We start from the raw sequence: 21103 nt of genomic DNA on the forward strand, positions 1-21103 counted from the left end.
AAGGGAGGGGTTAATTCATTTTGTTTTCTCCCCTTTCAAAGGGAGATGCCCGTTAGGACAGAGGGGTCTAGACGTTGTAGTCTATGCTGCCAATAACCAGCATCAGGTTAACCTCCATGTTCGGATCGTTCTGGTTCATAGCCTTAGTCAAGTCCATAAACTCGCAATCCCTCAGAATATCAGTGGTAATCGCTCCGCCAGACTTAGGCGCGTAAGCGACAGTAATATCAAACCTCGGCAAGTCATTCAAACTTTTGCCTTCTCCGGCTGCCGCTTGCAATGCCTCAACCTCACTCTGAAGCAAGGTGATTGAACCTGAATAGGTCTTATTACCTTTCGTTCTGGCTACTGGCTTATTGCCCCGGCCATAAATGTTCGTTTTGGTCTGCTCTTCTTTGTATTCAATTCCTCTGATCCCAACTACAGGCCTGCCGAGCATTACGACCTCAATATCTTCCCAAGCGTATTCGTTTCCGTTTACCATGTGTTATGAATTTGCCGGATTTGTAAATCCGAGTTTGACAACAATTACAGAGCTGTAACCTTTCGGCAGAATGTTTACCGTAACCTCTACCTTGTTCGAAGTCAATACATCCTGAAGGGGATCAATGACCACACTAACAGAGCTTATCTCTCCATCAGCGAGCATATTCTGCTCGATTGCTCTTTTAATCAAGGCTTGGTAGCTTTTAATTACACCCGCCTCTAAGCGTCCGGTTGCAGGGTCGAGTTCAACATCATCCTGAAGCTCGTTCACGTAGGTTGTATAAGCCAATGAAATAGCCTTATCAATCACGCGACCTCGGCTGATGGTATTATAGTCATCATCAGCTCCGGTAGCCGTAGGATCGTCCGTAAAGAAATAGCCGTTTCTTCCGAAGTACTTTCTCAAGACTATATAACCCTTGTTATGAATAGCCTCAAGCTGTGCCTCGCTCAGCTCGTCAATGGTTGTTACGCCATCAGAGAGATAGGCACTTACTAAACCAAGGTCACCGTCTTTCACTCTGGCAATCTTGCGCTGAACAGGAATGGCTGCCAATCTGCCCAGGGCAAGACCAACGCAAGCCTCCAAGCTGCCTTCGCCTTTTCCGGCTAAGAGAACAGCAACACGGTTGTCATCTCTTTCGGTAAGGTCTGCCAGATCAGCAATCACGCCTTGATAATCCCTGCCTCCAATTACTACCCTCAATGGTTTGTAGGCCGCAGCGTAAGCTTCAGCAAGCTCCTGCGCTTTGTCAATGGAAGTAATTACATCAGGGTCAATCCCATCAGCGTAAACAGGAGCATAAGCCCCATCAGCTTTTCGGGTTATTCCCAAAATTCTGATTCGTCCCTGAGCAGCGTCTAACAAGACGGTTGCATTGGCATTGTTCACGTCCAGAATGCTCGCCATCAGTGTAGCTTCAGATTGAATTAGAATCCACAACTCAGCACCTTCTCCGGCCTGAGAATAGAAGTCTACTATCTGAGCATACATTTCAGGGTTAACAGCATCACTGAAACCAAGAGCCTCAGCGTCCTTCACCCCAAAAATTTGCTTTGGTTCGTTAATAGCGATTTTATCCACTATTGCGACACCCGTGCAAACCAGTCCGGCAACTGAATCCTCAGTGCCTTCGGTTTGGCCTAATTGTCCGTTCTGGACTTGAATTTCTACTTTCGGAAATGCCATTTTACTTTCGTTTTCCCTCCCCTTTAGGGTTGGGGTTCTTTTCTTTACCATTGGCCAGCTCCATATTTCAGGAGCTGGCTCTTTCTTCTATTTATTAGCCCGAAGGCTTTCGTTAGGTATCTATCCATCCCCATACTAAGGGGAGCCCGCCTGTCCGGCAGGCAAGGTACCGAAGGCGGAGGGGGTCTATTCTCCTGACTCCTGAGCCTTCAAATACTCTTCTACCTTTGCAAGCAGAGTATCCTCTTTAGCATTTTTGGTAAACTTCACCTCACGCTGTTTGAGCCACTCCTGAATTTGAGGAATAGTCCAACCCTGCTTAGTTGGATTACCTTCAGGCAATTCAATAGGGTCTTCATTGTTTTGACTTCCAGCTTCCGACTCCTGTCTTCCGTCTCTTTTAATCGTAATCACCTTACAATCAATAGCCTTAGCATGGCTGTTGGCCTGGCTCTTATTCTTCTCTGTGAAGAACTGGCCGTCCTGAGTAGCGAGGAAAGTATCTTCCTCCGGGTAGGCCTTAAAATATGCCGCAGACATCTCAGTTAGCTCGGCTTGGGTTTTCAGTTTTTTTGACATGATTCTATCGTTATCGTTTTAAGTCTTTCTGTTTGCTACCTAGTGAGCTCCCAAAAAAGAAGTTGATCACCGCCATAGCTCCGGCAAATAGATAGATGTCGCTAAACATCTCTACAAGCCTTTTATTCTCATCAGGTATCTCGACCCAAAAGAGCAGCACTCCAAACAGGGTCGCGGCTACTACAATGAAGGAGCTGAGGTAGTACAAATACCGCTTACTGAACAAGTCTTCCTGATCAAGAGCAGCTATCTGCATGGCTCTGGCGTTTTGTCTATCCGCCAACTCCATTTCAATCAATCTCAAGGCCTCTTCTTTCTCCTCAGGAGATAATGAATCGTCCTTCGAAATCAGATCGCTAAGCTTTTGAAGGCCTTTCGAACCTGTTATATCTCCAGCAGCTTCGAGGAGTTTGCCTCCGACATTTCCAAGGCCTTGCAGGAATTTTGCAATCCCTTTCTTTTCTTTTTGTTCTTTATCCATCACTAAGCAGCTTGTTCAAATGGTACATAAACCGTTCTCATACCAACCCGCTTAGCCCTCAATACTTGCTTCCGATTTCTGCCGTCAGGCCTTGCGCTAACATGTACCCAGGCGGGTTGATTATTATCACCGAATTCCCAGATCAACTGATCAAACTCAAGGTTTCTCAGTATGAAAAAGAAAATGTCTTTATTGGTCTTACCATTGCTCTGATACACATCGGCATCAATGTCAATGGCCAACCCCTCGCAATGCTGGCTCGATTTGCTTCCGCCAATCGCCATATTTAAAAGCCTGCACCGAAAGAAGGAGCTCACGAAAAGGATTCCGCCTACAAAGAGCCTCACCTTATCGAAAATATTTTCCCCAATGAATCGCATGTTTTTTAGCTGCTCTTCATTTGGAGTATTATCTATACCTAAGCGTTCAGCCTGCTGGCTTTTTACCGCCTCCTTATAGGTTACATACCGACTAATCTTTACCATCTGACTTCCTCTTCTTTGTAGTTATTCGCTTCACCAAATAGCCGCCAATTGCTCCTGCAATTCCACAGATAAAAGCTGTAAATACAGCGACTACGAATTCAGCTTGCGGCTGCGATATACTGATCACCGTCAGTCCTCCACCTGTACCAAACAGGCCACCTGTTATCTCCTCGATGTGTTTTTGAAATGTGTTCATGTTAGAAAAATCAGGGTTTGGCATTGCCGCCCCCCGATTTTGATCACAGTTTATCCTCGGTTTTTGTCTTATTCAAAGTTGGAAACAAGAGCTCCCGTTCCTTGCTCATGCTTAAGCATTGCCTTAGCGTAAGCGGTCAATCTGAACTCCTCTTTTGGAGGGTTAGAGCGAGTGTTTTGGCTCATTGGGTCTAGGTGAGCCATCACCATTCCCATAGCCTTGCACACATACTCTTCTTGCCAGAACAGAGAGGCAATCTGATCCCCGGCAACTACAGCAGCTCCACGAGCTTTTTTGACCCCAGCATTAGAGTAATACAGTTGGTGATTTCCCCACCAGAAATTGAAGTTGTACAGGTTCATGATTTCACCTGTCTTTCTGTCGTGGTATAAGTCTCTGAATTCTTGATTGTCCTTAGTCTTCAAAAGAAGGTCAGTCAGGTGAACTCTTGAAAGTCTGATGTTCCAGCCTTCCTCTTCAACATTGAGAGCGCGCAACGCATCCTGATAGTTTATAATATCCTCGATGGTCAATCTTCTACGGCCACCAACTAGCTCACCAGTAGTTCTCAAAACAGGGAGTTTTGCATCAGTATCATCAGCCGGAGCCAAAGAGTGAATGATCAAATCTCTGTAGAGTCTTCTCAACACTCGCGTATGCTGAACCCTGATCTCATTTCTCTTGTCATACACTGATGCTCTAATTGCATCTTTCGTCACCTTTGTAGGCTTGGTAGATAATGAATCCCATCCGATAATAGCTTTGTCAGAGTCCAGCTCATTCACATCATTATCATCGTAATCAGCCCCCGGATTAATATCTCCGGTCACGGTTTCTTTAATCAGCAATAACCTCAGGCCTTCCTCGGTAATTGCCTCTTCCGGAGCATCTGGAATCGCCTGAAGGAAATCATCCTTATCATCCTTAAGCTCTCTTAAAATCTGCGGTGCGAGCCTGTCGTTCAAATACTCGCCATTAACAAAAGTTGCCATTTATTGCTTTTTAAATTTTTCGTCAAAAACCTTTTTGAAAGCCGCTGGGTCTTTATCCTCAAGCTCTGCACGCTCCTTTGGAGACATATCGTCCCAAGCCTTATCCTTTGGCTCTCCTGATCTGCTCTTTTTCAGCTCAGCTAAAAGTTTGCTCAACTCTCCACCTTTAGGAGCTTCCTTTTTTTCCTCCTTAGATGGAGTCACCATATCAATCCACTCAATTGCGGCCTCCGGGTCTTTTTCGATCTTAGCCTTTATATCGGCCTCGTTCGTGTCATTCACCATACCCTTAGACTTTGCAAGAGCCATTGCGGCATTTACAAGAGTCGTTTTAATTTTAGCGGCAGGGTCGTCTTTTCCGCCTTCACCGCCATCGCCTTGCGAGGCAGCTTCAAGTTGTTCGATCTTCGCCTCGATGTCCTCCATTGAAGAATCCTCAGGCAAACCAACTTTCTTCGCTAGTTCAGCTTGTGTCATTTGATTTTGATTTTCGTCTCGATTGAGCTGTTCGTCATAGAAGGCAGCAATCTTTCCAAAGTCCATTGAAGATTTAGGAGCCTCAACATTGCTTGAGGTTACCTCATCTAATAGGCCGTACTGCTTTGCCTTGGTAGCATTGAACCAAGTATCTTCATCCGGCTTCATCCAGTTGTCAAGAATCCATTGTTTGTCCTTGCCGCAAGCATCTGCATACAACTCAGCCATATCCTCCTTAATAGTATCGAGTAGGTCAGCATCTTGTCGAAGCGTTTTGGAGTTTCCACTACTCCACGTGCTCGGCTCATGAATCATGATTCTGGCAAACTTGTGAGCAGTTCGTTTGTCTGCCCCTTGAAGAATAGCACTACCCATTGAAGCGGCCACACCGCTCACGTGGATGTGAATAAAAAGACCACTATTTTTTAAGACATCACGGATAGCGATTCCTTCATAAACAGAGCCTCCATAGCAATGCATTGGGCAGTAAACAGACTTGTAACCATCAGACTTAATTTGAGCGAGCTTTCTCTTTACCTCCTTAGCACTCAGATCACTCCACTCGCTTACACTTCCGAACATTGTTAATTCAGCTTGCTCGGCAGATTTAGCGGTAATACTTAAAAAGGGTTGGCGCATACTCTGGCTCTTTGTCTTCATTAAAGTGACCCAAACTTGAACCCTTTTTAAGTGGTCAAAAACAGCTTGTTGATAATTGATGCGGCTTTTTGCATCAATTACTCCACAGTCAGCATCAATGATCAACCAAGCCCAAAAACAGCCTTTTTAAGCCCTCACTTTAGCAGCACAAACTTTGATTTATGGAGCTGCACGAACAAGCATTTAAAGCCTACTGCGAAGGGCTTACTCAAAAACAAATAGCAACCATAGTCGGCAGAACTGAACAAACTATTTCCGCCTGGGCAAAAAAATACGATTGGGAGAACAAAAGAGACAGGCAGCTAATAAGTCAGGAAAATGCCGAGGAAGGAATCTGGAAACTAATCAACCACAATGTTGCTATTCACTTAAGAATTGCAGCCCTTAAGATCAAAGAGCTAGACAACAATCAAAACCCAACGGTTGAAGATTTGAAGAAAGCCCTTACTGATAACGGTGATGTTGATGCTCTCAAAAAACTTCATGCTTCTATAAAAGGCAAACAACACGCTTGGGGAGACTACATCAATTTCAGTAAGGAATTGCTTGAATACATGCAAGAGAACCATTTCGACAAAGCCAAGGAGCTTGCACCCATTCTCGATGAATTCTTGAGCCAAAAAAGAAAGGAATTGTAATGGCTCAAACCAAAGAACAAAAGGAACAGAAAGCTTATCAGGAGTGGCTCGAACTCTGCGAGTACATAGCCAATAATTCTGCGCCTGACTTGAACGAATCCGAATCTGAAAAGAGAAAGCGGATTGAACACCTGCTGAAGCCCGAGAACTTTGTTGAATTCTGTAATTACTATTTCGGTCATTATATACAGGCCGATTTTGGCTGGTTCCATCTTGAGGCAGCTCAGGAGTACACAACAAAAGACAATTCATTTACTATAAATGAATGGGCGAGAGAGCATGCCAAGTCAGTTTTCATCAATGTATTTTGTCAACTATGGCTCTACTTCAATAATAAACTTACAGGGTTCATTCTGGCTTCAGAAACAGAAGACAAAGCAAAGGTTCTAATTGGAGACATTGAGGCCGAGCTGCGAACAAACAAAAAACTACTTGCTGATTTTGGAGATCAGCATGTAACCGGAACACATCGAGAAGGCAGATTCACAGCAGGTAAAGGAGTCGGGTTTTGGGCTTTCGGTATTGGTCAAAACCCCGCGGGTGTAAGAAAGGCAGCCAAAAGACCAAACTCAGGGGTTGTAGACGATGCTGATTCAAAAAAGAAGTATGAGAAAAACGAACAGCGTTTACAGGAAGACCTCGACTGGATTCTTGGAGAATTTATGGGCTGTTTGGCTATCAAGGGAAAGCATTTCTCTTTCAATAACAACAGGGTTTGCGACAATGGCTTAACCGCCCACATGGTCGGTGATGTAAAAGAAGGTGACCCAAAAAGAAAAGGAGCAAAACACATCAAGGTTTACGCCACTGAAGACCCGGCAACTCACGAGATGCTATTGATCGAAAACGGAGGTGTACCCGCATGGTCTTATCATACAATAGAGTCTCTTCTTGCAAGGTTTGACGAGGTAGGCTATCGCAATACTATGCGACAGTACTATCACAAGCACATTAGAGAGGGTAAGCGATTCAAAAACGAAAACCTCCCTTGGGTCAATCCATTACCTTGGAATGCTTACGATGCTTTAGTTGGCTACCTCGATCCCGCTTATGGTGATTCTGGTAAAGGCTGTTACCGCGCCTTAGTTTTACTCGGAAAGAAAGGGCTTTATTACGATGTGCTTTGGGCATGGCTCCGCACCACTGGCAATATGGTTGACGCTCAATACAGACTCAATCAAATGGTTCTTGAAAACCTCAAGGAAGCCGCCATAGTCAAAGAAACAAACGGTGCAAGGTTCACAATCTCAAACTTCCAAATGTGGACTGAAGCCGGAACACTTCAAAAGGCTCGCCTCGATGACATCTACAAGTTAGAGGACTTGGTTCGTGGAGTCACTTGGAGGCCTCGATACGACATGGAGCCAAAAGGAGATAAGAAAGGAAGAATTGAAAGCCTCGAACCTCTTTCCGAACATAAGTATTTGCGCTTCAGCTCCGAATTCAGAAAGTCTGAAGACATGCAAACACTCAGAAATCAATTCATTGATTTTCCCAACGGTTTCATAGATGGTCCTGATGCAGTTGTAGGAGCCAAAGAGAAGGCCGATAAAATCACAAGACGTTCCGCAACCGGGTCAAGAACCGGAAGCTTTGCCAAAAACTCAGACCGATCATTACTATGAAAGAGATCAATTTCACCATTAAGGAAAAAGAGGGTGTCATGCCTTACACAATCAGTTACATAAGCCGTGCCGGTATGCCAAGAACCCGAAGCTTCGGAACACTCGATGAGGCAGTTCATAACCAAGGCAAACTCAAAAGTATGGGCATAAGCTCATGCCTTCAAATCAATTTTTCACATGTAATCCTAAACCCATGAAAACAAGAATCAACCTACTATTTGCTGCTTCAATAATCATGTTCATTCTCGCCAGATACTTACATGATCCTGCATTATCCTTTGTCTCATCAGTATTATGCGCGTACGCATTCGGAATTGACAAAGGCTTAAACTCTCAGAAAAAAAAAGATGAGAGCACTGATCACTGATAACCATTAACCGAACAGCCATGCCATTCATAACTCAAGACGATTATTATCACAAAATCAAAGAGCGTCATCTACTTCAAATCATTGAGGAAGAACCCGACATCCTAACAGATGCTGAGGCTACTGCAATGGCGGTTATTGAAAACAAGCTCTTTCAGCGATACGATATGGATGAAGTTTTCGCTCAGGTCGATGATGCTCGGAGTCGGGTAGTTTTGCGCTGGCTCATCTGCCTTGTGCTTTACTATATATATGAAAGAATTGATGACGACCTAGTCCCGGAACGCATTGTTAAAAACTATGACGACTGCATGAATGAAATTGATGCAGTAAGCTCAGGAGATAAACCTATTAAGCTTCCACTTTTAGAGGTTGATGCAGACGGTGACGGAGTACCAGATACCATCGCTCGCACCCGTGTAGGCAGCGAAACACCCCGCGACCTAAGCTTAAACTACTAACCTAGACCGTAAACCCGTTCGAAACCCGTTTAAAATCGCTCACATGAATCGAATACAAAAAATAGCTATCCAATTACTCCCCAAAAAGATAAGGGCGCAAATCGCCTTAAATCAAGTCAGCGCACCAAGCAAAAGCATCACAGATCGCAAGCGAGTAAGCCATCAGCTTGAGAAAAACTACAAGTTCAGGTTTGAGGTCGGTCTCGATGCTCTCAGAATGGCTGAGGACTATGCCCGTGATCCTGAGTTTCCAAGTCGCACCCATCTGCTCTATATCTATGAGAGAATAATGAACGATTGTCACCTTTGGAGCCAAGCAGAGAACATGGATGATAAAGTAACCGGGTCACCTTATGCGATAGTCAACGAGAACGATGAAATCGAAAAAGACCTTACAGACCTATTTGAGCGAAATTGGTTCGAGGATTATATGCGCCTTTTCTTGAGCGAAGAGCTTTGGGGAACAACTCTTATTGAGTTTCAGGAATTCGTAAAGGCTGTAAATAAACTAGTGGATTGGGAAGTCGGATCCGTTGATGTTTTTCCTCGTGAATACGTAGTACCGGAAAGAGGCTGGATTGTTTTGAACCCTACCGGATGGATCAAAGGCATTCCATACAGAGAAGAGCCTTGGAATCATTTCATTATTGAAGTAGGCAAACCAAATAACCTGGGCAAACTCTTCAAAGCAGCCACCGAGGTAATTATTAAGAACTTTAGCAGAACAGACTGGAGCCAGCACTCAGAACGCTACGGAAAACCAATCCTGAAAATCGGCACTGAAACAACAAACAAAGAAGAGCTGAATATAATTGAAAACAACGCAAAGAACCTCGGAGCGAATGGCTATTGGATAGGCGACAAAGGAGACGAAGCCAGCTTACTAACAGACTCAGGAAGGGGCGAGCCTCATAAAATTTACCTAGAGAACATTCTTTACTCAGACACTTCAAACTCAAAGCTTTTAACAGGCCAGAAAGGTATAAGTGACGAACAAGCATGGGTTGGATCTGCTGAAGCAGGAGAGAGAATGCTCAATGAACGGGTTGAAGCAAGAATGAGAAGATTACAACGCCACATCAACATGATCCTCATTCCTAAGCTCATAGAATTTGGCTATCCGGCAGAACTGGCAAACCACAAATTTAAATTCTTGGCATTCATTAACGAAAAGAAAGAGGAGAACAAAGGAGATCAAGACCCTAACGATCCAAAACAAAAAGACAAAGAGCCGGGAAAGTAGACCCGGCTCCTTCGGATCATTTCGAGTTTGATCAAGAAAGTTTCGAGGGAGCCGTAATGGCCTTTTATTCGGATTTCTGCGATTCACACGAACACTCCCCCTTGATGAAGGGGGGCGGGGGGATTGTGTCCGCAGAAACCGCAGACCTTTTCCCTTGGGAAAGGTTCATCCGCAGAGCTGCCAAACGAATCTATGACCGTAAGCTCGTAGGCGGCCAGATAGACCTCCCTTTGTTCGAACAGCAAGCACTCGCACTCTGGAAAGGAACTAAAACAGGTTTTGGAGCGGTGGAATATGGCACTCCAAACCACGGCCTTTTGCTTCAATACAAGTACAACGTACACGTGTTTGCAGCTTTCAAAAACCATCACAACACAGAGGCCATTGCAAGTCTATTGTTCGATGATAACGGCCAAATAAAGCCCTTCAGTAAGTTTCAGAAAGAAGCTTTAACCATCAGTAAAGACTATAATAAACGCTGGCTGAACACTGAATACCTTCTTGCTGTTCGCAGAGCTCGCACTGGTAACAACCTGCAAAAGGCATTGGAGAACACTGATCTATATCCGAACTGGGAGTACATCAAATCCAAAGCAGCAGACCCAAGAGAAGATCATAAAAAGTACTACGGTAAAGTATTCTCACTTACCACAACCGAGGGAAGATCTATTTTACCGCCTAACGGCTATTTGTGCCAGTGCAGCTGGAGGGTTACCGACAAAGAGCTAACAGACGCGACACCCGACACCTCAGACATTAAGGACGAATTCCTTGAAGACCCTACGAATGGGCGTGTGTTTAGTGAGCTTCACCCTTACTTCGAAGTTCAAAAAGAGTTCGAACAGTGGTCTAAACAAAACTGGAACTTAGACCTACCCGCCAACCCGGACAAGATCAAGAACATCTTTAAGGAATGGCAGCGAGTCACCAAGTCAGATAATTATGTAATAGAGCATAAGAACAAAGAAACCGGAGGCTTTGTGGCTAGACATAAAGATCATGGAGATAGCGAGCTGAGCGATAACCTAAAAGCTGCTAAAGCATTGGCTGACAAGAATGCAGATGCTGTAGTACTTCAGCCTATTGTAATAGAGCAAGGTGTTAAAAACCCCGATGCGCTAGTAAGCGGAATAATCGCAGACTTCAAAGCTGTAGAACCCAATAGTAAATTGATTAACACAATCAACAGAAGGGTAGCTAAAGCAAGAGGCCAGGGAGCTGAGTTGGTAGTTATTACACTACCTGAAAAAATAGACTTCGATAACCTATCGAATGGCATTCGAAGAGCCTTTTATAATGATAAAGATGGCAAGATAACCGCCATCACATTCATTTATAAAGAGAAGGTTGTCAGCATAGACCGACAGGCCTATATAGACAACAGCATTGAGCATTGGGTACAAAAAAAGCTCAAGAACTAAGTCCTTGAGCTAGGAGCTCCGAGGGTATTGCTACCCAAGTGGCTCTCAAATATACGAATACTTTTAAATATGGTTTAAATGGCAAAGCGTAAGATTCAACAGTTTGGCGCAGACCTGAGGCAAATTCAGCACGAACTGAAGCAATTCATACAGACCGATCTGCCTCGCATTGTAGGAACGGAAGCCGTAAACCATTTCAAGGAATCATTCGATAACGAAGGATTTACCGATAAAAGAAAAAAGAAATGGAAGCCCAGAGCTTTTGAAACAAAAAAACAAAAGGGCAAGAAGATAATGCATGGCGATGGTGATCTAGAAGACTCTTTAGACTACAGAACCGAACCCGGACGCGTGATAATATTCTCCGACAAGGAGTATGCACAAATACACAATGAAGGCGGCAAAATCCCGGTAACTCCATTGATGAGAAAATTCTTTTGGGCGATGTTCTATGAGACTGGCGAGGAAGTCTATAAAAACATGGCCATGACTAAAAAGAAGGAGATTGAAATTCCTGCCCGAACATTTATGGCCTTCAGCGAGGCACTAAACAGAAAAATTGAAAAGAAGAGCGACAAGCGTATTGATCAAATATTCAAATAGAACCGTCATACTGAACTTGTTTCAGCATCTATTCCCCCTTACTAAATACTCAAACCACTATGACAACAGACCTACTCTACATCATACTTAAAAACCATCTATTAGCCGAAATAGCCGAACTGAAAGAGGTTGCATTCTACCAAAACCAAGACGAAGAGAGCAACAACGGCAAAGGCCGCCCGGTTGTCAATTGCCCGGCTGTGTTGATTGAGTTCCGAGACACAAGAACCAGATCGCTCGGCAGGGGTTGGGAAGAAACAGAGATACAGTTTCAGGCCAGAGTACTAACCTCAAACCTGTATGATGATGACAAGCGGATCACAGAAAGCAGCCAGCTCAATCACTTCGCTATTAGCCGCAAAGTATTCATAGCACTCAAAGGCTTTAGTGCCTGGCTCTCTGATCACCCGGACTTTGCAGCTCTAAAGGACACCGAAGGAGATTATGTGCTATGCAATAGCCTTAGACGAACCAACTACAGAACCGACTCAAGAATACGCAGATTAATGCGAACCATCATGGATTTTTCAGGCTCTGGAAAAGACAAAACAGCCGTAAAAACCCTGCAAACTGCTGAACCTGATTTGGATATAAAGACTTGATCTTACTATTTTTATGGTAAATCACAGTCTTAAGTTTGTCTCTTACTACCACACATAGCAACAAATACGAAAAGCGAAAAGCCAACACAAAGCGCAGAAACGAGATGGTTCGCGAAATGGTGAACGAGCTTCATGAGGAGAAAAGAATTCGCTATGACGATGTATTGGCAAAAGTAGCAGCTCACTTTGGCCTAAGCCCGGAAACTATACACCGTAACATCCTTAAGGCTACTGCATAATGGAAGCCCCTTCATTGCTCGAAGTAATCATTTCTATTCCTCTTCTTTTGCTAGGCTACTGGCTTTATGGAAAGAGGTATCCTAATCGAAGAAACCGCAAATAAAAAGCCCCGGATTTCTCCGAGGCTCACTCTCTAAAAATACACACAATATAATTCCTAGTAACAGTCGATTAAAACATAAAATTATAACCCCACCATTCTGATGGGTTGGATTCTTTCCATTTTTTGCTTTCCTCAATAAGTTCTTTTGCTTTTTCCTCTTCCTGCAATGTGAGGTCTGGGTAATAATCATCCCCAGTATATGTTGGGTAACCCAAAAACTCAAACCAATAACCGTCAACTTTCCTTAACCACATTGTGCTTCTAATAACCTTACTACCTATTGAAGTAGACAAAAAAGCAACACCAACATCGTCTCTCAGCGGCTCAAAGCGATTAATACTTAATGAACTTATTATTTCATCCCTATTCTTGTATAAAAAATATTCTTCCGCTCTCGGATTTGGATACTTATTATTCAACCTATTACCAATAATTGACTTAACTGCCTCCTCTGGAGTTTTGAGGAGTTGTATTTCAACCTGTTTTAATTGTTCACCAGCACAGGCGCAAACTGATACGACTAATACTATCACTAATAACTTTCTCATAATGCGTTTTATTTAATTTCTTAAGCGAAGCCCCCGACACGGGGGCTAAGCCAACCTAGCGACACCTAGGTCTTACAATTTACTGATTTTCAAACACAACCTCAGGAGTAATGTCTGGATGTACCAAACATTTCGTCCTGAGTCTCAAAACATGCTGCATTTCTTCAACCGTTTTAAACTGGGTTTGCCCAAAAACCTGACTGCTAATGCAGCGGCTGGCAAACAGTTCTACATCGTTGTTAAAATACCAACCGCTAAACACCCTCATACAATGCATAAAAGTGTACAAATCCAGCTTCTGAGGAGCATCGGCCACAACAACTCTCTTACTCATAACTACCTCCTTCCAGCAATAACACCTGTCTTTCGCTGCGCAGCTTACGGCTGGCAGAAAGCACCAAATCAACCCCAAGCCTATTGGTAAACCAGCTCGGATAGTTAACTCCGTAAATCCAGATTTTTCGGGCAAGAGGCTTAACAGCATTCAGCTTTTTGGCCGTTTGCTGTGTTTCTGTGGCAGAGCCAACCACATTGATCACATCTTTTAAATGGTAGTAGTCTGTGCCATCAATATCAATAACCCGAACTTCCCGGCCATTGATCTCCGTGGTTTCGTAGGCTTGGCAGCGGGCATCAATCACTTCTTTGGCTACCTGTTTAGGCGTGTAACTGCCATTTCTGCGAATTTGAGGCAAAACCTCACCCGTTACCCATTTACGAAAAGCCTTAGCCTCTGGCTTGTTGCTGCGGAATATCAGGTTGTACAAACCTGATTCGTTCACAATCCAAGTTTGACCTTGACGGGGTAAACTTTCCTTACCCCGTTCGTCATCATCCAGCATTTGAATTGCGACTCTGCTATTAGTATGGCCTAGCACATTGCAAATATCCTTTGCAATAAACCAAGGTTCATTGTCGATCATGAGAGTTCTGATCTCCTGATTCTCTGCGTTGAACCTAAACGCTTTCAATTCCTTTCCTGTTGTCATTATCGAAAAGTTTTAAAAGCAAGGAAAGCCCGCTACTTAGGTGTGACAACACGACTACAAGAGTCGGATTTCCCATTGTTTCCTCCGGGACACCGTATAGGGGCTTCCTATATTGTCAATAAAATGATTCAAGATTACTCTTGCATCGTGTTGTCAAGAGCAAAGTACCATTATATTTTTCAAATTTCAAAACAGGCCTTTTGCCTGCCTCAATGGCATTATCTTCTAAAATACCTTTGAATTTCATTACCAACCCATTCACCCATAGGAACAGGCACACCATTTCCGATAATTCTATATGCTGCTGTGTCGCTGCAATTGAACTCAAATTCATCAGGAACACCTTGCAACCTTGCATACTCCCGGACAGAGTAAGGGCGAACGCCCATTGGAAACCTTTTATCCTTCAAAAGGCGAGTACTTTTATCTCTTGAATAGTGAGCCACGCAAGTAGGAGCTATATCTCCCGCCTTTGGGTCGCTGATTATCGGTAAATCCCTGTAACCTCCCGTCATTCTTGTTCTAATAGACTCAGGCCATGTAATACGAGGATTCTCTTCAACTATATCAGCCAAACGAGTTCTAAGCTTTTGTTCTGGCTGCCGCCAGTTAAAAGGCCTGCGGCTGCCGATAATGATCAACCTGTCTCGCCTTTGAGGTAGCCAATACTCAGCCTTAACAGGACAAAAAACCGCAACGTAATAATCGGGCAGTTTTGTCATGGCCTCCATTACAATCGGAAAGGCTCGCATTCCCGGAACATTCTCAGCAACAAAAATCTCCGGCCTGCCTATGGCCATGTGACGGAAAGCATGTAGAAACAACTCATCGCCCGTTCTAGTACCGTGAATGTCGGCTATTGTAGAGTATTTGGTGCATGGATATGTAAAGGCCATTACATCAGCCCTCTCGTCAGAAAGAACGAGTTTCTTGGTTATATCCTGCTGTATTACCTCATGATCAAAGTTCCGTTTGTACACCTTGCAACAAATCTTATCTATCTCATAAGACTTGTTAATAGTCAGCCCGGAGCGAACCAACCCCAGATCAAAGAGGCCACCACCTACAAAGTATGTGTCAATCTTAATCATGTTACTTCAATTTTGACTGAATACATTATTATTGTTTTCCTAATTCACCAACTAGAAGCCTCCGAAATAACTATCAGCCTTCTTATCTAAGCTCTTTTGAGCGTACAGTTCCTTATTAGCGTCCTTGGCTTTAGGCAATACCTTAAACCATTTCAATAGGTCTAAGTCGCTGGTTTTGCCATCCATTTCAACGCGCTTGAATTGGCTATGCTGCTGGCTGTTCAGCTCTATAGATACCCGCTCCATTTCCTTGCTGAACTTATTCAACCAGCTGAGTAGCACGTTAACATCTAGGCGGTGCATAATCTCTCCATATTCGCCAATCTTGCCCCTATGAAAGCACATGGCCAGCTCCTCAATACTTAGCCCGGCAAACTGCTCTGTTATGATGATGGCCGCTTCTTTGGCCTGTGTTGGCGTGATGTTGTTGGTAATGCTGAGGGAGTCTCTCAGGGCTAAAATCATATCTACAATAAGCAGCTCCAATTCGCCCAGGTCATAACCACTTCGGATCATCTCGCTCATACTCTGGAAGGGCTGCAAACCTTCTATTTCACCCTTCAGCTCTTCACCCTTCTCTCTGATCACTTCCAGAGCATTGTAGATCATTATCGGACTAATCCCTGATTCATGATCAACCGATAACTCCTCCTGTTCCTTCCAGAATTTCCACTGACTCCGAAGGGTGTCCAAATGCTCTTCGAAAGCCCTTCGAAGCATGCGGGTTTCAACCACTTTCTTAGTAGTGGTCTTGCTCACAAACCGGGTAATACTACGCTGATCATTCGCCCTGACGCAGCTTACGATATTGATCCCAGTCTTTATCAGACTTTCTTCGTTTAGCTTCCTTACTTGCATTTCTTAACTGAAATAGTATCTCTTGAATATTCTTCTTAATGTCGCTCAGCTTGGTTTGTCTCTGAACAAACTCACTCAACAGCGACCAATTAGCGAAAATGTATCTCCAACCTTGCAAGGCGAGCGTTTCATCGCCATTCACCTTCTCTTGCTTCATTAGGTAGTCAACCGTCTCTTTTAGAGCCAATCCCTGCCGGGCATCGATAACACCCGGAGCTCCCAATGTCTTTCGGCAGAACTGATCATATTCCCCAACAAACTCCTGATAATATTGAAGAGTAATTTTAGCTTTAGATTTTGTCCTTCTCTTACCAGAAGGGTTTAAGCCAACCAAGCTCTCACGAATAGCCTGCAAAGCCTCCAGCTCCTCCGGGTTTCCGGTATGAGCCAACATTTCGTCAATGAACTCTATTTGATCTTCAATGCTCATTTCTTAGTTTGTTATAAGCATTCAAAAGGCTTTGATATTCGACCGAATCAAGGCCTAATATTTGAACTTCATCCTTCTTCAAATCTTCGAAACTCATGTAGGTAACTGAATATTCTCTCCACCTACTTATATGTCTCTGGTATTCATCAGCAGTCATTTTTCGACTAAAGAATTCTTTTGAAGACAAATACCCTTTGTGCAAAAGACTGCTGTATGGCCATGAACCAAACACCACAGCAATACACCATTTGTTTCTCGCAGTTCCGACTGATCGGTAATAATATGTAATGCTATCACTCACTTTGTCGCTTCGGTCTTCTATCTTCCGACTTCCATCATCTTACGGCTCTCTTTCTTCCACATTTGCCCCACCTGCGTAACCACATCAGGCAGCTCATGCACGTAGAGAAAATTGAGAATTACCCCACGCTTATTCGTTCCCAAACCCTGAACAGACTTGTTTATCCGTTCAAAGTCAGGCTCACCGTTTTCATCCACGTAGCCCATCAGGCAGTAATAGTGAATGATCTTGCCACGCATTTTCTTGCGCTTGGCATTCTCCGGGTCAAAGTTTCTTCTTGATGCGCTCATATTGGCTCCTCTCTTTTTTTAGTTCAGATAGCACACCTTCAAGCCTTTGGCTTTCCTTTCTGGCTATCTTAATTTCATTCGTCTCAATCCTTCCGGTAAAGTGTGTCTTATCAAAATCCTTCAGCTTTTTGTCAAACTGCCGTTTGTTTACGGTTACCATCCTGATCTCATCAGTAAGGTCACTAATCAATCTGTTAACCTCCCTCTTAGTCATTCCTCACAGTCATTGCGAGGAACGAAATCATCCCTCTCGTTTTCGTCATGCTGAACTTGTTTCAGCATCTCAGCCATATAATCGCTCACTTTCTGATCAAGTATCGCCTCATGCTCCTCAACCGATTTCTCCGAGATTTGCGTTGTGAAAATGACTAAATCCATGCCCTCATCAACACGGGTCGAAAGGTATCTTCTGTCTTCCTCCAGTTCGTGTACTTCCATATTTGGGTAATCATTCATGATTTTGGAACTATAAGTTCATACCTGTAAGCCAATTCACGTAGCTTCTCTTTGCCCCACTTGTTGTCTATGCAAAGCTTCCATACATCATATCCTCTTGGCTTTCTCCCTTCCCTTACGATCTTATCTAGCCACTTGGCTTCAATAATGCATTCGTTCCAGAACTCCAATATATCACCCCAGGTCATTCCCATTTCTCGCAGTTCAGTCACGAGATTACAGGCTCTTCGGTATAGTTCTTCATCTCTCATAATTCGTAAATCAAAAATCTGACATCTAACATTCTTGCGATCCGGGCAGGATTCGAACCTGCTTACCGATTAACTGATCACTGTTAACCGATAACTAACCAAGCCGGATCAAGTGGAGCTGCTCTAGGTGCAGCCCCACAACCTAACACCAGCCCGTCTGACTGATCCCTGAAATTTGCGCCACTGCCGGGAGCGACCCGGATCAAGCCTACGCTTGCAGTGACATTCTCCCTTTTCAAAGGGAGTGGCCTTTAGACCGAGGGATTACTTTTCCTCAACTCTATAAGCTCCTTCATCATGCCAACCATTGCCTTATGATATTCAATGTGGCCTTTCAGGTCTTTCTTCCGCTTTGGAGACTTAGCTGTCTTGAGTTGGAATTCAGCCTCATCAAGATTATCCTGATGAAGCTCTTGAATCATTTCAGGGGTATAAACTCTAGCCGACATACTCACCTCCCTCTTTAAGAGCCTTCAATTCCCTAAGCTGCCCAAGGGTAGCTTTAAAGAAAGCCAGCCTGCGCAGGTTTCCTTTCTTAGCAATGGCACTGGCGGAAATAGCACAATCCCTCTCAGTGGCCTGCACAATACTCTCCCAACGCTCAATTAGTTGATCAAGAGCACTACCTTCTGGCTCCATATTTAGAGGGCTATTGCCCGGCTCCTTTTCATCAGAGCCAGACAACTTATTCAGGGCTTCCCTTGCTTCTTTTGGGTCAATCACCTGAACCTCCTTCCTGTTTATCTGAAATATGGAAGTAAGACCTCAAGTCCTTTGCATTGGAAATAATGCCATCAAAAAGCTTGTACATGAGTTCAGGCTCTTGCTTTAAAGGAGTGAAAACAATCACCTCTTTACCTTCGCCTTTCATTACACCCGCCTCAGTATGAGCAGACCTACCGGAAGGTAAAACCAACACACAGGTATCAGCCCAATCCATTGCACACTTATCATTAAAGAAGCCCTTTCTAGCCACAGGATGATCTAAAGCAGCAACATACTCCTCAGTAGACCATTGCTGCCAATTTGGATCAACATCAGACCATGAGAAACCATTATCCTCTTCATTAGGCTTTCTAAAATCATATACCTCATGACCTAAATACCTGAGCAATGAAACCACTTGAGGCTGAAACTCATTTCTCCAAGAGGAAGCGACATAGATTCTTCTCTTTTTCATATCTGTTACCTTAAAACTTCCTCAGCTACGTCAATGAAAACAGAGTCCTCCTGGTCCACCTGAACACCAAGCATCGAAAGCTTAGCCATCAGTTCAGCATCCTCACGAGCCTCAATAATTGCATCCTTGTTCGGCTCCTCTTTGGTTCTCACAAAGTCAGGGAAATGCTCTTTTAGCTTTCCGGTCACAACCGCCCAGGTATCTCTGGTAGTCTTCACCACTTTAGGAGTTCCCAACCTAAAGCCAAAGGTTACAGAGCCTAGTTTCATGCTTCTCACTTTCGAGAATTTGGCTTTCTGATGCTTCAGTGCATAAGCCTCTAATTGCTCAGAGCATTCACTGAATTGATCTTCCCATTTGCAGGCATCTTGTTTAGCCTTCTCTCTGATTGCTGCAATTTTCTCCTCAGCCTCTGATTCAATCTTTTTCAGTTTGGCCTGAGCTTCCGCGCAAAGCTTTGCAATACCTGGTAATTCCGATTCTAAAGGGACTGGCACGACCCTTGTCTTTTTTCTCGCCATTTGTTCAATTGTTTTTGTGTTATAGCGAATGGGCATCATTCGCATTCGCGCCACTGCCGGGAGCGACCCGGATCACGACTGCTCGTGCAGTGGCTACCTTTCCTTTTTTACCTCATCGGTATTATTCCTCCCTTTCACGAGGGGAGCCCGACTGTCCGGCAGGCAGGGTGCCGCAGGCGGAGGGGTCTCTAAAAACAGAGCCATTGCACTGCTAACAGGTCGCTTACCTTTCAGATCAGACCAATGATGCTCAGCATATACCTCAAGAAGATTAATCCCATCATTTTTGAGCTTACCAATCAGCCAAGGCTTGCTATCCATAAACATGATGAACCTGAAATCAGACCCTGCCCAAAGCATTCTAAACCAAGCCCAATACTGCGGAATTGCTTCAAACCGACTGATCTCAGACTCGTTTTCTGCCCCTAAGAATTGAGCGAGAAAGTCCTTGCTCATGTCGAGCATAGTATTAGTCACAGTCTCCTCAGTGCTGCCAATTATTCGCGCCACAATAGAGGTCAGCTCCTGAGCCTTTTTACTATCAATTACCATGATGAACCTCCTCTCTTTTAACTTCCTGATCTGTTACCGAAAGCAAGGCCTCAAAGCTTACATGTGGGTTGAATAGAACCTTTCCGTCTACCTTAAAGCCCTCAAAAACCTCATGCTCAACAGCCGCTTTAAAGGCCGCAAAAGCGGTCTTAATCACTTCATCATCAGTCATAAATTCAGACAGATACCATTTGCGGCCTTTCCAAGTCTCAACCATTCCTGTTTTAGTGCAAGGAGCGTTATAGCAAACCTGAAGGTATGGGCGGCCATTCTCATAGCGTTTATCTTCTCTCAATTCTACCCTCATTGGTATTCCCAAAACCGACATTCGAACCCTGTTCAAAAGACCTTGAACCGCCATTAAAGATTTAGGCATGAGAACCTCCTTCCTCAATCAGTTCCGCCAGTTCCTCAGATACCTTCAGGTTTCGCAGCCTCTCAAGCTCCGCATGTCTCACAGTAACAGCGTTCACTCTGCCCTTGGTAGGCAGCCATTGTAAACCGTCTTTAGTGAGGTATTCAAGCTCAACCTCCTTGCCGTATAGCTTAACCAAGTCCCTCGGATCAACGAGGCCTTTCTTCACAATCAGGGAGTAGTTAACTGGCTCAAACAGTGTAGACTGTTCGAGCTCCTTTTTATCGAGAAGAATAGAGGTGCAGACACCATCAACTTGCTTCTCTAGCTTTCGGGCAATCTTCAGCTTTTCGTAAGTGTTAGTTTTCAGCTTGACTGCCGAGAAGTAATCATTCTGCGCGTCCCTCATAGATTTCACAAGGTTGCGAAACTC

Annotated in this window: 34 protein-coding genes; 9 read left to right on the plus strand and 25 right to left on the minus strand. The window is 44.1% G+C overall.

Going from position 1 to position 21103, the window contains the following annotated elements:
• Nucleotides 1-67: 67 nt before the first annotated feature.
• From B3763_RS16270 to B3763_RS16305, 8 genes are all read right to left on the minus strand, one after another.
• Nucleotides 68-484: a hypothetical protein gene (locus B3763_RS16270; RefSeq protein WP_286747857.1), complete on the minus strand. Its 417-nt coding sequence runs from the start codon at nucleotides 482-484 to the stop codon at nucleotides 68-70.
• A gap of 3 nt (nucleotides 485-487) precedes the next feature.
• A complete protein-coding gene (locus B3763_RS16275; protein WP_286747859.1) occupies nucleotides 488-1675 on the minus strand; it encodes a DUF2586 family protein in 1188 nt (395 codons plus the stop codon).
• 186 nt (nucleotides 1676-1861) lie between these two features.
• Nucleotides 1862-2254 carry a hypothetical protein gene (locus B3763_RS16280; protein WP_286747861.1) on the minus strand — a complete coding sequence of 131 codons (393 nt, stop codon included), beginning with the start codon at nucleotides 2252-2254 and terminating at the stop codon, nucleotides 1862-1864.
• A gap of 10 nt (nucleotides 2255-2264) precedes the next feature.
• Complete coding sequence (locus B3763_RS16285; RefSeq protein WP_286747863.1) at nucleotides 2265-2735, minus strand: hypothetical protein; 471 nt, start codon at nucleotides 2733-2735, stop codon at nucleotides 2265-2267.
• 2 nt (nucleotides 2736-2737) lie between these two features.
• Nucleotides 2738-3220: a D-Ala-D-Ala carboxypeptidase family metallohydrolase gene (locus B3763_RS16290; protein WP_286747865.1), complete on the minus strand. Its 483-nt coding sequence runs from the start codon at nucleotides 3218-3220 to the stop codon at nucleotides 2738-2740.
• Nucleotides 3207-3416, minus strand: a complete 210-nt coding sequence (locus B3763_RS16295; protein ID WP_286747867.1) for a hypothetical protein — start codon at nucleotides 3414-3416, stop codon at nucleotides 3207-3209. The genes B3763_RS16290 and B3763_RS16295 overlap by 14 nt, the downstream gene beginning before the upstream one ends.
• Nucleotides 3417-3484: 68 nt before the next feature.
• Entirely contained in the window at nucleotides 3485-4408 is a 924-nt protein-coding gene (locus B3763_RS16300) for a hypothetical protein (protein WP_286747868.1), read from the minus strand.
• Complete coding sequence (locus B3763_RS16305) at nucleotides 4409-5650, minus strand: head maturation protease, ClpP-related (protein WP_286747870.1); 1242 nt, start codon at nucleotides 5648-5650, stop codon at nucleotides 4409-4411.
• Between the two features lie 56 nt (nucleotides 5651-5706).
• Here B3763_RS16305 and B3763_RS16310 point away from each other — a divergent pair, with 56 nt between their 5' ends.
• From B3763_RS16310 to B3763_RS16350, 9 genes are all read left to right on the plus strand, one after another.
• Nucleotides 5707-6183 carry a helix-turn-helix domain-containing protein gene (locus tag B3763_RS16310; protein WP_286747871.1) on the plus strand — a complete coding sequence of 159 codons (477 nt, stop codon included), beginning with the start codon at nucleotides 5707-5709 and terminating at the stop codon, nucleotides 6181-6183.
• On the plus strand, nucleotides 6183-7808 hold the full coding sequence (locus tag B3763_RS16315) for a hypothetical protein (protein WP_286747873.1): 1626 nt from the start codon (nucleotides 6183-6185) through the stop codon (nucleotides 7806-7808). The genes B3763_RS16310 and B3763_RS16315 overlap by 1 nt, the downstream gene beginning before the upstream one ends.
• Nucleotides 7805-8005: a hypothetical protein gene (locus B3763_RS16320; protein ID WP_286747875.1), complete on the plus strand. Its 201-nt coding sequence runs from the start codon at nucleotides 7805-7807 to the stop codon at nucleotides 8003-8005. The genes B3763_RS16315 and B3763_RS16320 overlap by 4 nt, the downstream gene beginning before the upstream one ends.
• 190 nt (nucleotides 8006-8195) lie before the next feature.
• The gene (locus tag B3763_RS16325) at nucleotides 8196-8636 is read left to right on the plus strand and encodes a phage protein Gp36 family protein (protein WP_286747877.1); all 441 of its coding nucleotides are present in this window, start codon (nucleotides 8196-8198) and stop codon (nucleotides 8634-8636) included.
• A 43-nt stretch (nucleotides 8637-8679) separates the two neighbouring features.
• Nucleotides 8680-9879, plus strand: a complete 1200-nt coding sequence (locus B3763_RS16330) for a phage portal protein family protein (RefSeq protein WP_286747879.1) — start codon at nucleotides 8680-8682, stop codon at nucleotides 9877-9879.
• A gap of 56 nt (nucleotides 9880-9935) precedes the next feature.
• Nucleotides 9936-11300 (plus strand): hypothetical protein, encoded by a 1365-nt coding sequence (locus B3763_RS16335; protein WP_286747881.1) that lies wholly within the window; start codon nucleotides 9936-9938, stop codon nucleotides 11298-11300.
• Nucleotides 11301-11378: 78 nt separating this feature from the next.
• Nucleotides 11379-11903, plus strand: coding sequence for a phage virion morphogenesis protein (locus B3763_RS16340; RefSeq protein WP_286747883.1), 525 nt, complete (start codon nucleotides 11379-11381; stop codon nucleotides 11901-11903).
• Nucleotides 11904-11962: 59 nt separating this feature from the next.
• A complete protein-coding gene (locus tag B3763_RS16345) occupies nucleotides 11963-12505 on the plus strand; it encodes a hypothetical protein (protein WP_286747885.1) in 543 nt (180 codons plus the stop codon).
• Between the two features lie 35 nt (nucleotides 12506-12540).
• Nucleotides 12541-12744: a hypothetical protein gene (locus B3763_RS16350; protein ID WP_286747887.1), complete on the plus strand. Its 204-nt coding sequence runs from the start codon at nucleotides 12541-12543 to the stop codon at nucleotides 12742-12744.
• A 172-nt stretch (nucleotides 12745-12916) separates the two neighbouring features.
• Here B3763_RS16350 and B3763_RS16355 read toward each other — a convergent pair whose 3' ends face one another.
• The 17 genes from B3763_RS16355 to B3763_RS16435 form a co-directional block, all read right to left on the minus strand.
• A complete protein-coding gene (locus tag B3763_RS16355) occupies nucleotides 12917-13396 on the minus strand; it encodes a hypothetical protein (protein ID WP_286747888.1) in 480 nt (159 codons plus the stop codon).
• Nucleotides 13397-13475: 79 nt separating this feature from the next.
• The gene (locus B3763_RS16360) at nucleotides 13476-13730 is read right to left on the minus strand and encodes a hypothetical protein (RefSeq protein ID WP_286747890.1); all 255 of its coding nucleotides are present in this window, start codon (nucleotides 13728-13730) and stop codon (nucleotides 13476-13478) included.
• Complete coding sequence (locus B3763_RS16365; RefSeq protein WP_286747891.1) at nucleotides 13723-14385, minus strand: BRO-N domain-containing protein; 663 nt, start codon at nucleotides 14383-14385, stop codon at nucleotides 13723-13725. Before B3763_RS16365 ends, B3763_RS16360 begins: the two co-directional genes overlap by 8 nt.
• 218 nt (nucleotides 14386-14603) lie before the next feature.
• Nucleotides 14604-15476, minus strand: coding sequence for a DNA cytosine methyltransferase (locus tag B3763_RS16370; protein WP_286747893.1), 873 nt, complete (start codon nucleotides 15474-15476; stop codon nucleotides 14604-14606).
• A 51-nt stretch (nucleotides 15477-15527) separates the two neighbouring features.
• The gene (locus tag B3763_RS16375; protein ID WP_286747895.1) at nucleotides 15528-16235 is read right to left on the minus strand and encodes a hypothetical protein; all 708 of its coding nucleotides are present in this window, start codon (nucleotides 16233-16235) and stop codon (nucleotides 15528-15530) included.
• Nucleotides 16236-16257: 22 nt separating this feature from the next.
• Entirely contained in the window at nucleotides 16258-16764 is a 507-nt protein-coding gene (locus B3763_RS16380; RefSeq protein WP_286747897.1) for a hypothetical protein, read from the minus strand.
• Between the two features lie 318 nt (nucleotides 16765-17082).
• A complete protein-coding gene (locus B3763_RS16385) occupies nucleotides 17083-17355 on the minus strand; it encodes a hypothetical protein (RefSeq protein WP_286747898.1) in 273 nt (90 codons plus the stop codon).
• Nucleotides 17330-17569, minus strand: a complete 240-nt coding sequence (locus B3763_RS16390; protein WP_286747900.1) for a hypothetical protein — start codon at nucleotides 17567-17569, stop codon at nucleotides 17330-17332. The genes B3763_RS16385 and B3763_RS16390 overlap by 26 nt, the downstream gene beginning before the upstream one ends.
• On the minus strand, nucleotides 17566-17811 hold the full coding sequence (locus B3763_RS16395) for a hypothetical protein (protein WP_286747902.1): 246 nt from the start codon (nucleotides 17809-17811) through the stop codon (nucleotides 17566-17568). The genes B3763_RS16390 and B3763_RS16395 overlap by 4 nt, the downstream gene beginning before the upstream one ends.
• Entirely contained in the window at nucleotides 17808-18062 is a 255-nt protein-coding gene (locus tag B3763_RS16400; RefSeq protein WP_286747903.1) for a hypothetical protein, read from the minus strand. Before B3763_RS16400 ends, B3763_RS16395 begins: the two co-directional genes overlap by 4 nt.
• 251 nt (nucleotides 18063-18313) lie before the next feature.
• A complete protein-coding gene (locus B3763_RS16405) occupies nucleotides 18314-18511 on the minus strand; it encodes a hypothetical protein (protein WP_286747905.1) in 198 nt (65 codons plus the stop codon).
• Nucleotides 18501-18785, minus strand: a complete 285-nt coding sequence (locus B3763_RS16410; RefSeq protein WP_286747907.1) for a hypothetical protein — start codon at nucleotides 18783-18785, stop codon at nucleotides 18501-18503. The genes B3763_RS16405 and B3763_RS16410 overlap by 11 nt, the downstream gene beginning before the upstream one ends.
• Nucleotides 18778-19242, minus strand: coding sequence for a hypothetical protein (locus B3763_RS16415; RefSeq protein ID WP_286747909.1), 465 nt, complete (start codon nucleotides 19240-19242; stop codon nucleotides 18778-18780). Before B3763_RS16415 ends, B3763_RS16410 begins: the two co-directional genes overlap by 8 nt.
• 5 nt (nucleotides 19243-19247) lie before the next feature.
• A complete protein-coding gene (locus tag B3763_RS16420; protein ID WP_286747911.1) occupies nucleotides 19248-19763 on the minus strand; it encodes a host-nuclease inhibitor Gam family protein in 516 nt (171 codons plus the stop codon).
• A gap of 93 nt (nucleotides 19764-19856) precedes the next feature.
• Nucleotides 19857-20315 carry a hypothetical protein gene (locus B3763_RS16425; RefSeq protein WP_286747912.1) on the minus strand — a complete coding sequence of 153 codons (459 nt, stop codon included), beginning with the start codon at nucleotides 20313-20315 and terminating at the stop codon, nucleotides 19857-19859.
• Entirely contained in the window at nucleotides 20305-20676 is a 372-nt protein-coding gene (locus B3763_RS16430; RefSeq protein ID WP_286747914.1) for a hypothetical protein, read from the minus strand. The genes B3763_RS16425 and B3763_RS16430 overlap by 11 nt, the downstream gene beginning before the upstream one ends.
• Nucleotides 20677-20683: 7 nt before the next feature.
• Nucleotides 20684-21079: a hypothetical protein gene (locus tag B3763_RS16435; protein ID WP_286747916.1), complete on the minus strand. Its 396-nt coding sequence runs from the start codon at nucleotides 21077-21079 to the stop codon at nucleotides 20684-20686.
• Nucleotides 21080-21103: the final 24 nt, after the last annotated feature.

The sequence above is a fragment of the Roseivirga sp. UBA1976 genome (assembly GCF_002336325.1).
Taxonomy (GTDB): domain Bacteria; phylum Bacteroidota; class Bacteroidia; order Cytophagales; family Cyclobacteriaceae; genus Roseivirga; species Roseivirga thermotolerans.

Excerpts from the sequence above, each read along its gene's own strand:
- B3763_RS16400 (WP_286747903.1), bottom strand. The coding sequence starts at position 18,062 with ATGAGAGATGAAGAACTATACCGAAGAGCCTGTAATCTCGTGACTGAA.
- B3763_RS16390 (WP_286747900.1), bottom strand. The coding sequence starts at position 17,569 with ATGACTAAGAGGGAGGTTAACAGATTGATTAGTGACCTTACTGATGAG.
- B3763_RS16425 (WP_286747912.1), bottom strand. The coding sequence starts at position 20,315 with ATGGTAATTGATAGTAAAAAGGCTCAGGAGCTGACCTCTATTGTGGCG.
- B3763_RS16335 (WP_286747881.1), top strand. The coding sequence starts at position 9,936 with ATGGCCTTTTATTCGGATTTCTGCGATTCACACGAACACTCCCCCTTG.
- B3763_RS16280 (WP_286747861.1), bottom strand. The coding sequence starts at position 2,254 with ATGTCAAAAAAACTGAAAACCCAAGCCGAGCTAACTGAGATGTCTGCG.
- B3763_RS16320 (WP_286747875.1), top strand. The coding sequence starts at position 7,805 with ATGAAAGAGATCAATTTCACCATTAAGGAAAAAGAGGGTGTCATGCCT.
- B3763_RS16435 (WP_286747916.1), bottom strand. The coding sequence starts at position 21,079 with ATGAGGGACGCGCAGAATGATTACTTCTCGGCAGTCAAGCTGAAAACT.
- B3763_RS16415 (WP_286747909.1), bottom strand. The coding sequence starts at position 19,242 with ATGAAAAAGAGAAGAATCTATGTCGCTTCCTCTTGGAGAAATGAGTTT.
- B3763_RS16310 (WP_286747871.1), top strand. The coding sequence starts at position 5,707 with ATGGAGCTGCACGAACAAGCATTTAAAGCCTACTGCGAAGGGCTTACT.
- B3763_RS16380 (WP_286747897.1), bottom strand. The coding sequence starts at position 16,764 with ATGAGCATTGAAGATCAAATAGAGTTCATTGACGAAATGTTGGCTCAT.
- B3763_RS16360 (WP_286747890.1), bottom strand. The coding sequence starts at position 13,730 with ATGAGTAAGAGAGTTGTTGTGGCCGATGCTCCTCAGAAGCTGGATTTG.
- B3763_RS16285 (WP_286747863.1), bottom strand. The coding sequence starts at position 2,735 with ATGGATAAAGAACAAAAAGAAAAGAAAGGGATTGCAAAATTCCTGCAA.
- B3763_RS16430 (WP_286747914.1), bottom strand. The coding sequence starts at position 20,676 with ATGGCGGTTCAAGGTCTTTTGAACAGGGTTCGAATGTCGGTTTTGGGA.
- B3763_RS16300 (WP_286747868.1), bottom strand. The coding sequence starts at position 4,408 with ATGGCAACTTTTGTTAATGGCGAGTATTTGAACGACAGGCTCGCACCG.
- B3763_RS16330 (WP_286747879.1), top strand. The coding sequence starts at position 8,680 with ATGAATCGAATACAAAAAATAGCTATCCAATTACTCCCCAAAAAGATA.
- B3763_RS16355 (WP_286747888.1), bottom strand. The coding sequence starts at position 13,396 with ATGAGAAAGTTATTAGTGATAGTATTAGTCGTATCAGTTTGCGCCTGT.
- B3763_RS16405 (WP_286747905.1), bottom strand. The coding sequence starts at position 18,511 with ATGTCGGCTAGAGTTTATACCCCTGAAATGATTCAAGAGCTTCATCAG.
- B3763_RS16365 (WP_286747891.1), bottom strand. The coding sequence starts at position 14,385 with ATGACAACAGGAAAGGAATTGAAAGCGTTTAGGTTCAACGCAGAGAAT.
- B3763_RS16270 (WP_286747857.1), bottom strand. The coding sequence starts at position 484 with ATGGTAAACGGAAACGAATACGCTTGGGAAGATATTGAGGTCGTAATG.
- B3763_RS16275 (WP_286747859.1), bottom strand. The coding sequence starts at position 1,675 with ATGGCATTTCCGAAAGTAGAAATTCAAGTCCAGAACGGACAATTAGGC.
- B3763_RS16395 (WP_286747902.1), bottom strand. The coding sequence starts at position 17,811 with ATGAATGATTACCCAAATATGGAAGTACACGAACTGGAGGAAGACAGA.
- B3763_RS16325 (WP_286747877.1), top strand. The coding sequence starts at position 8,196 with ATGCCATTCATAACTCAAGACGATTATTATCACAAAATCAAAGAGCGT.
- B3763_RS16340 (WP_286747883.1), top strand. The coding sequence starts at position 11,379 with ATGGCAAAGCGTAAGATTCAACAGTTTGGCGCAGACCTGAGGCAAATT.
- B3763_RS16295 (WP_286747867.1), bottom strand. The coding sequence starts at position 3,416 with ATGAACACATTTCAAAAACACATCGAGGAGATAACAGGTGGCCTGTTT.
- B3763_RS16370 (WP_286747893.1), bottom strand. The coding sequence starts at position 15,476 with ATGATTAAGATTGACACATACTTTGTAGGTGGTGGCCTCTTTGATCTG.
- B3763_RS16345 (WP_286747885.1), top strand. The coding sequence starts at position 11,963 with ATGACAACAGACCTACTCTACATCATACTTAAAAACCATCTATTAGCC.
- B3763_RS16290 (WP_286747865.1), bottom strand. The coding sequence starts at position 3,220 with ATGGTAAAGATTAGTCGGTATGTAACCTATAAGGAGGCGGTAAAAAGC.
- B3763_RS16420 (WP_286747911.1), bottom strand. The coding sequence starts at position 19,763 with ATGGCGAGAAAAAAGACAAGGGTCGTGCCAGTCCCTTTAGAATCGGAA.
- B3763_RS16315 (WP_286747873.1), top strand. The coding sequence starts at position 6,183 with ATGGCTCAAACCAAAGAACAAAAGGAACAGAAAGCTTATCAGGAGTGG.
- B3763_RS16385 (WP_286747898.1), bottom strand. The coding sequence starts at position 17,355 with ATGAGCGCATCAAGAAGAAACTTTGACCCGGAGAATGCCAAGCGCAAG.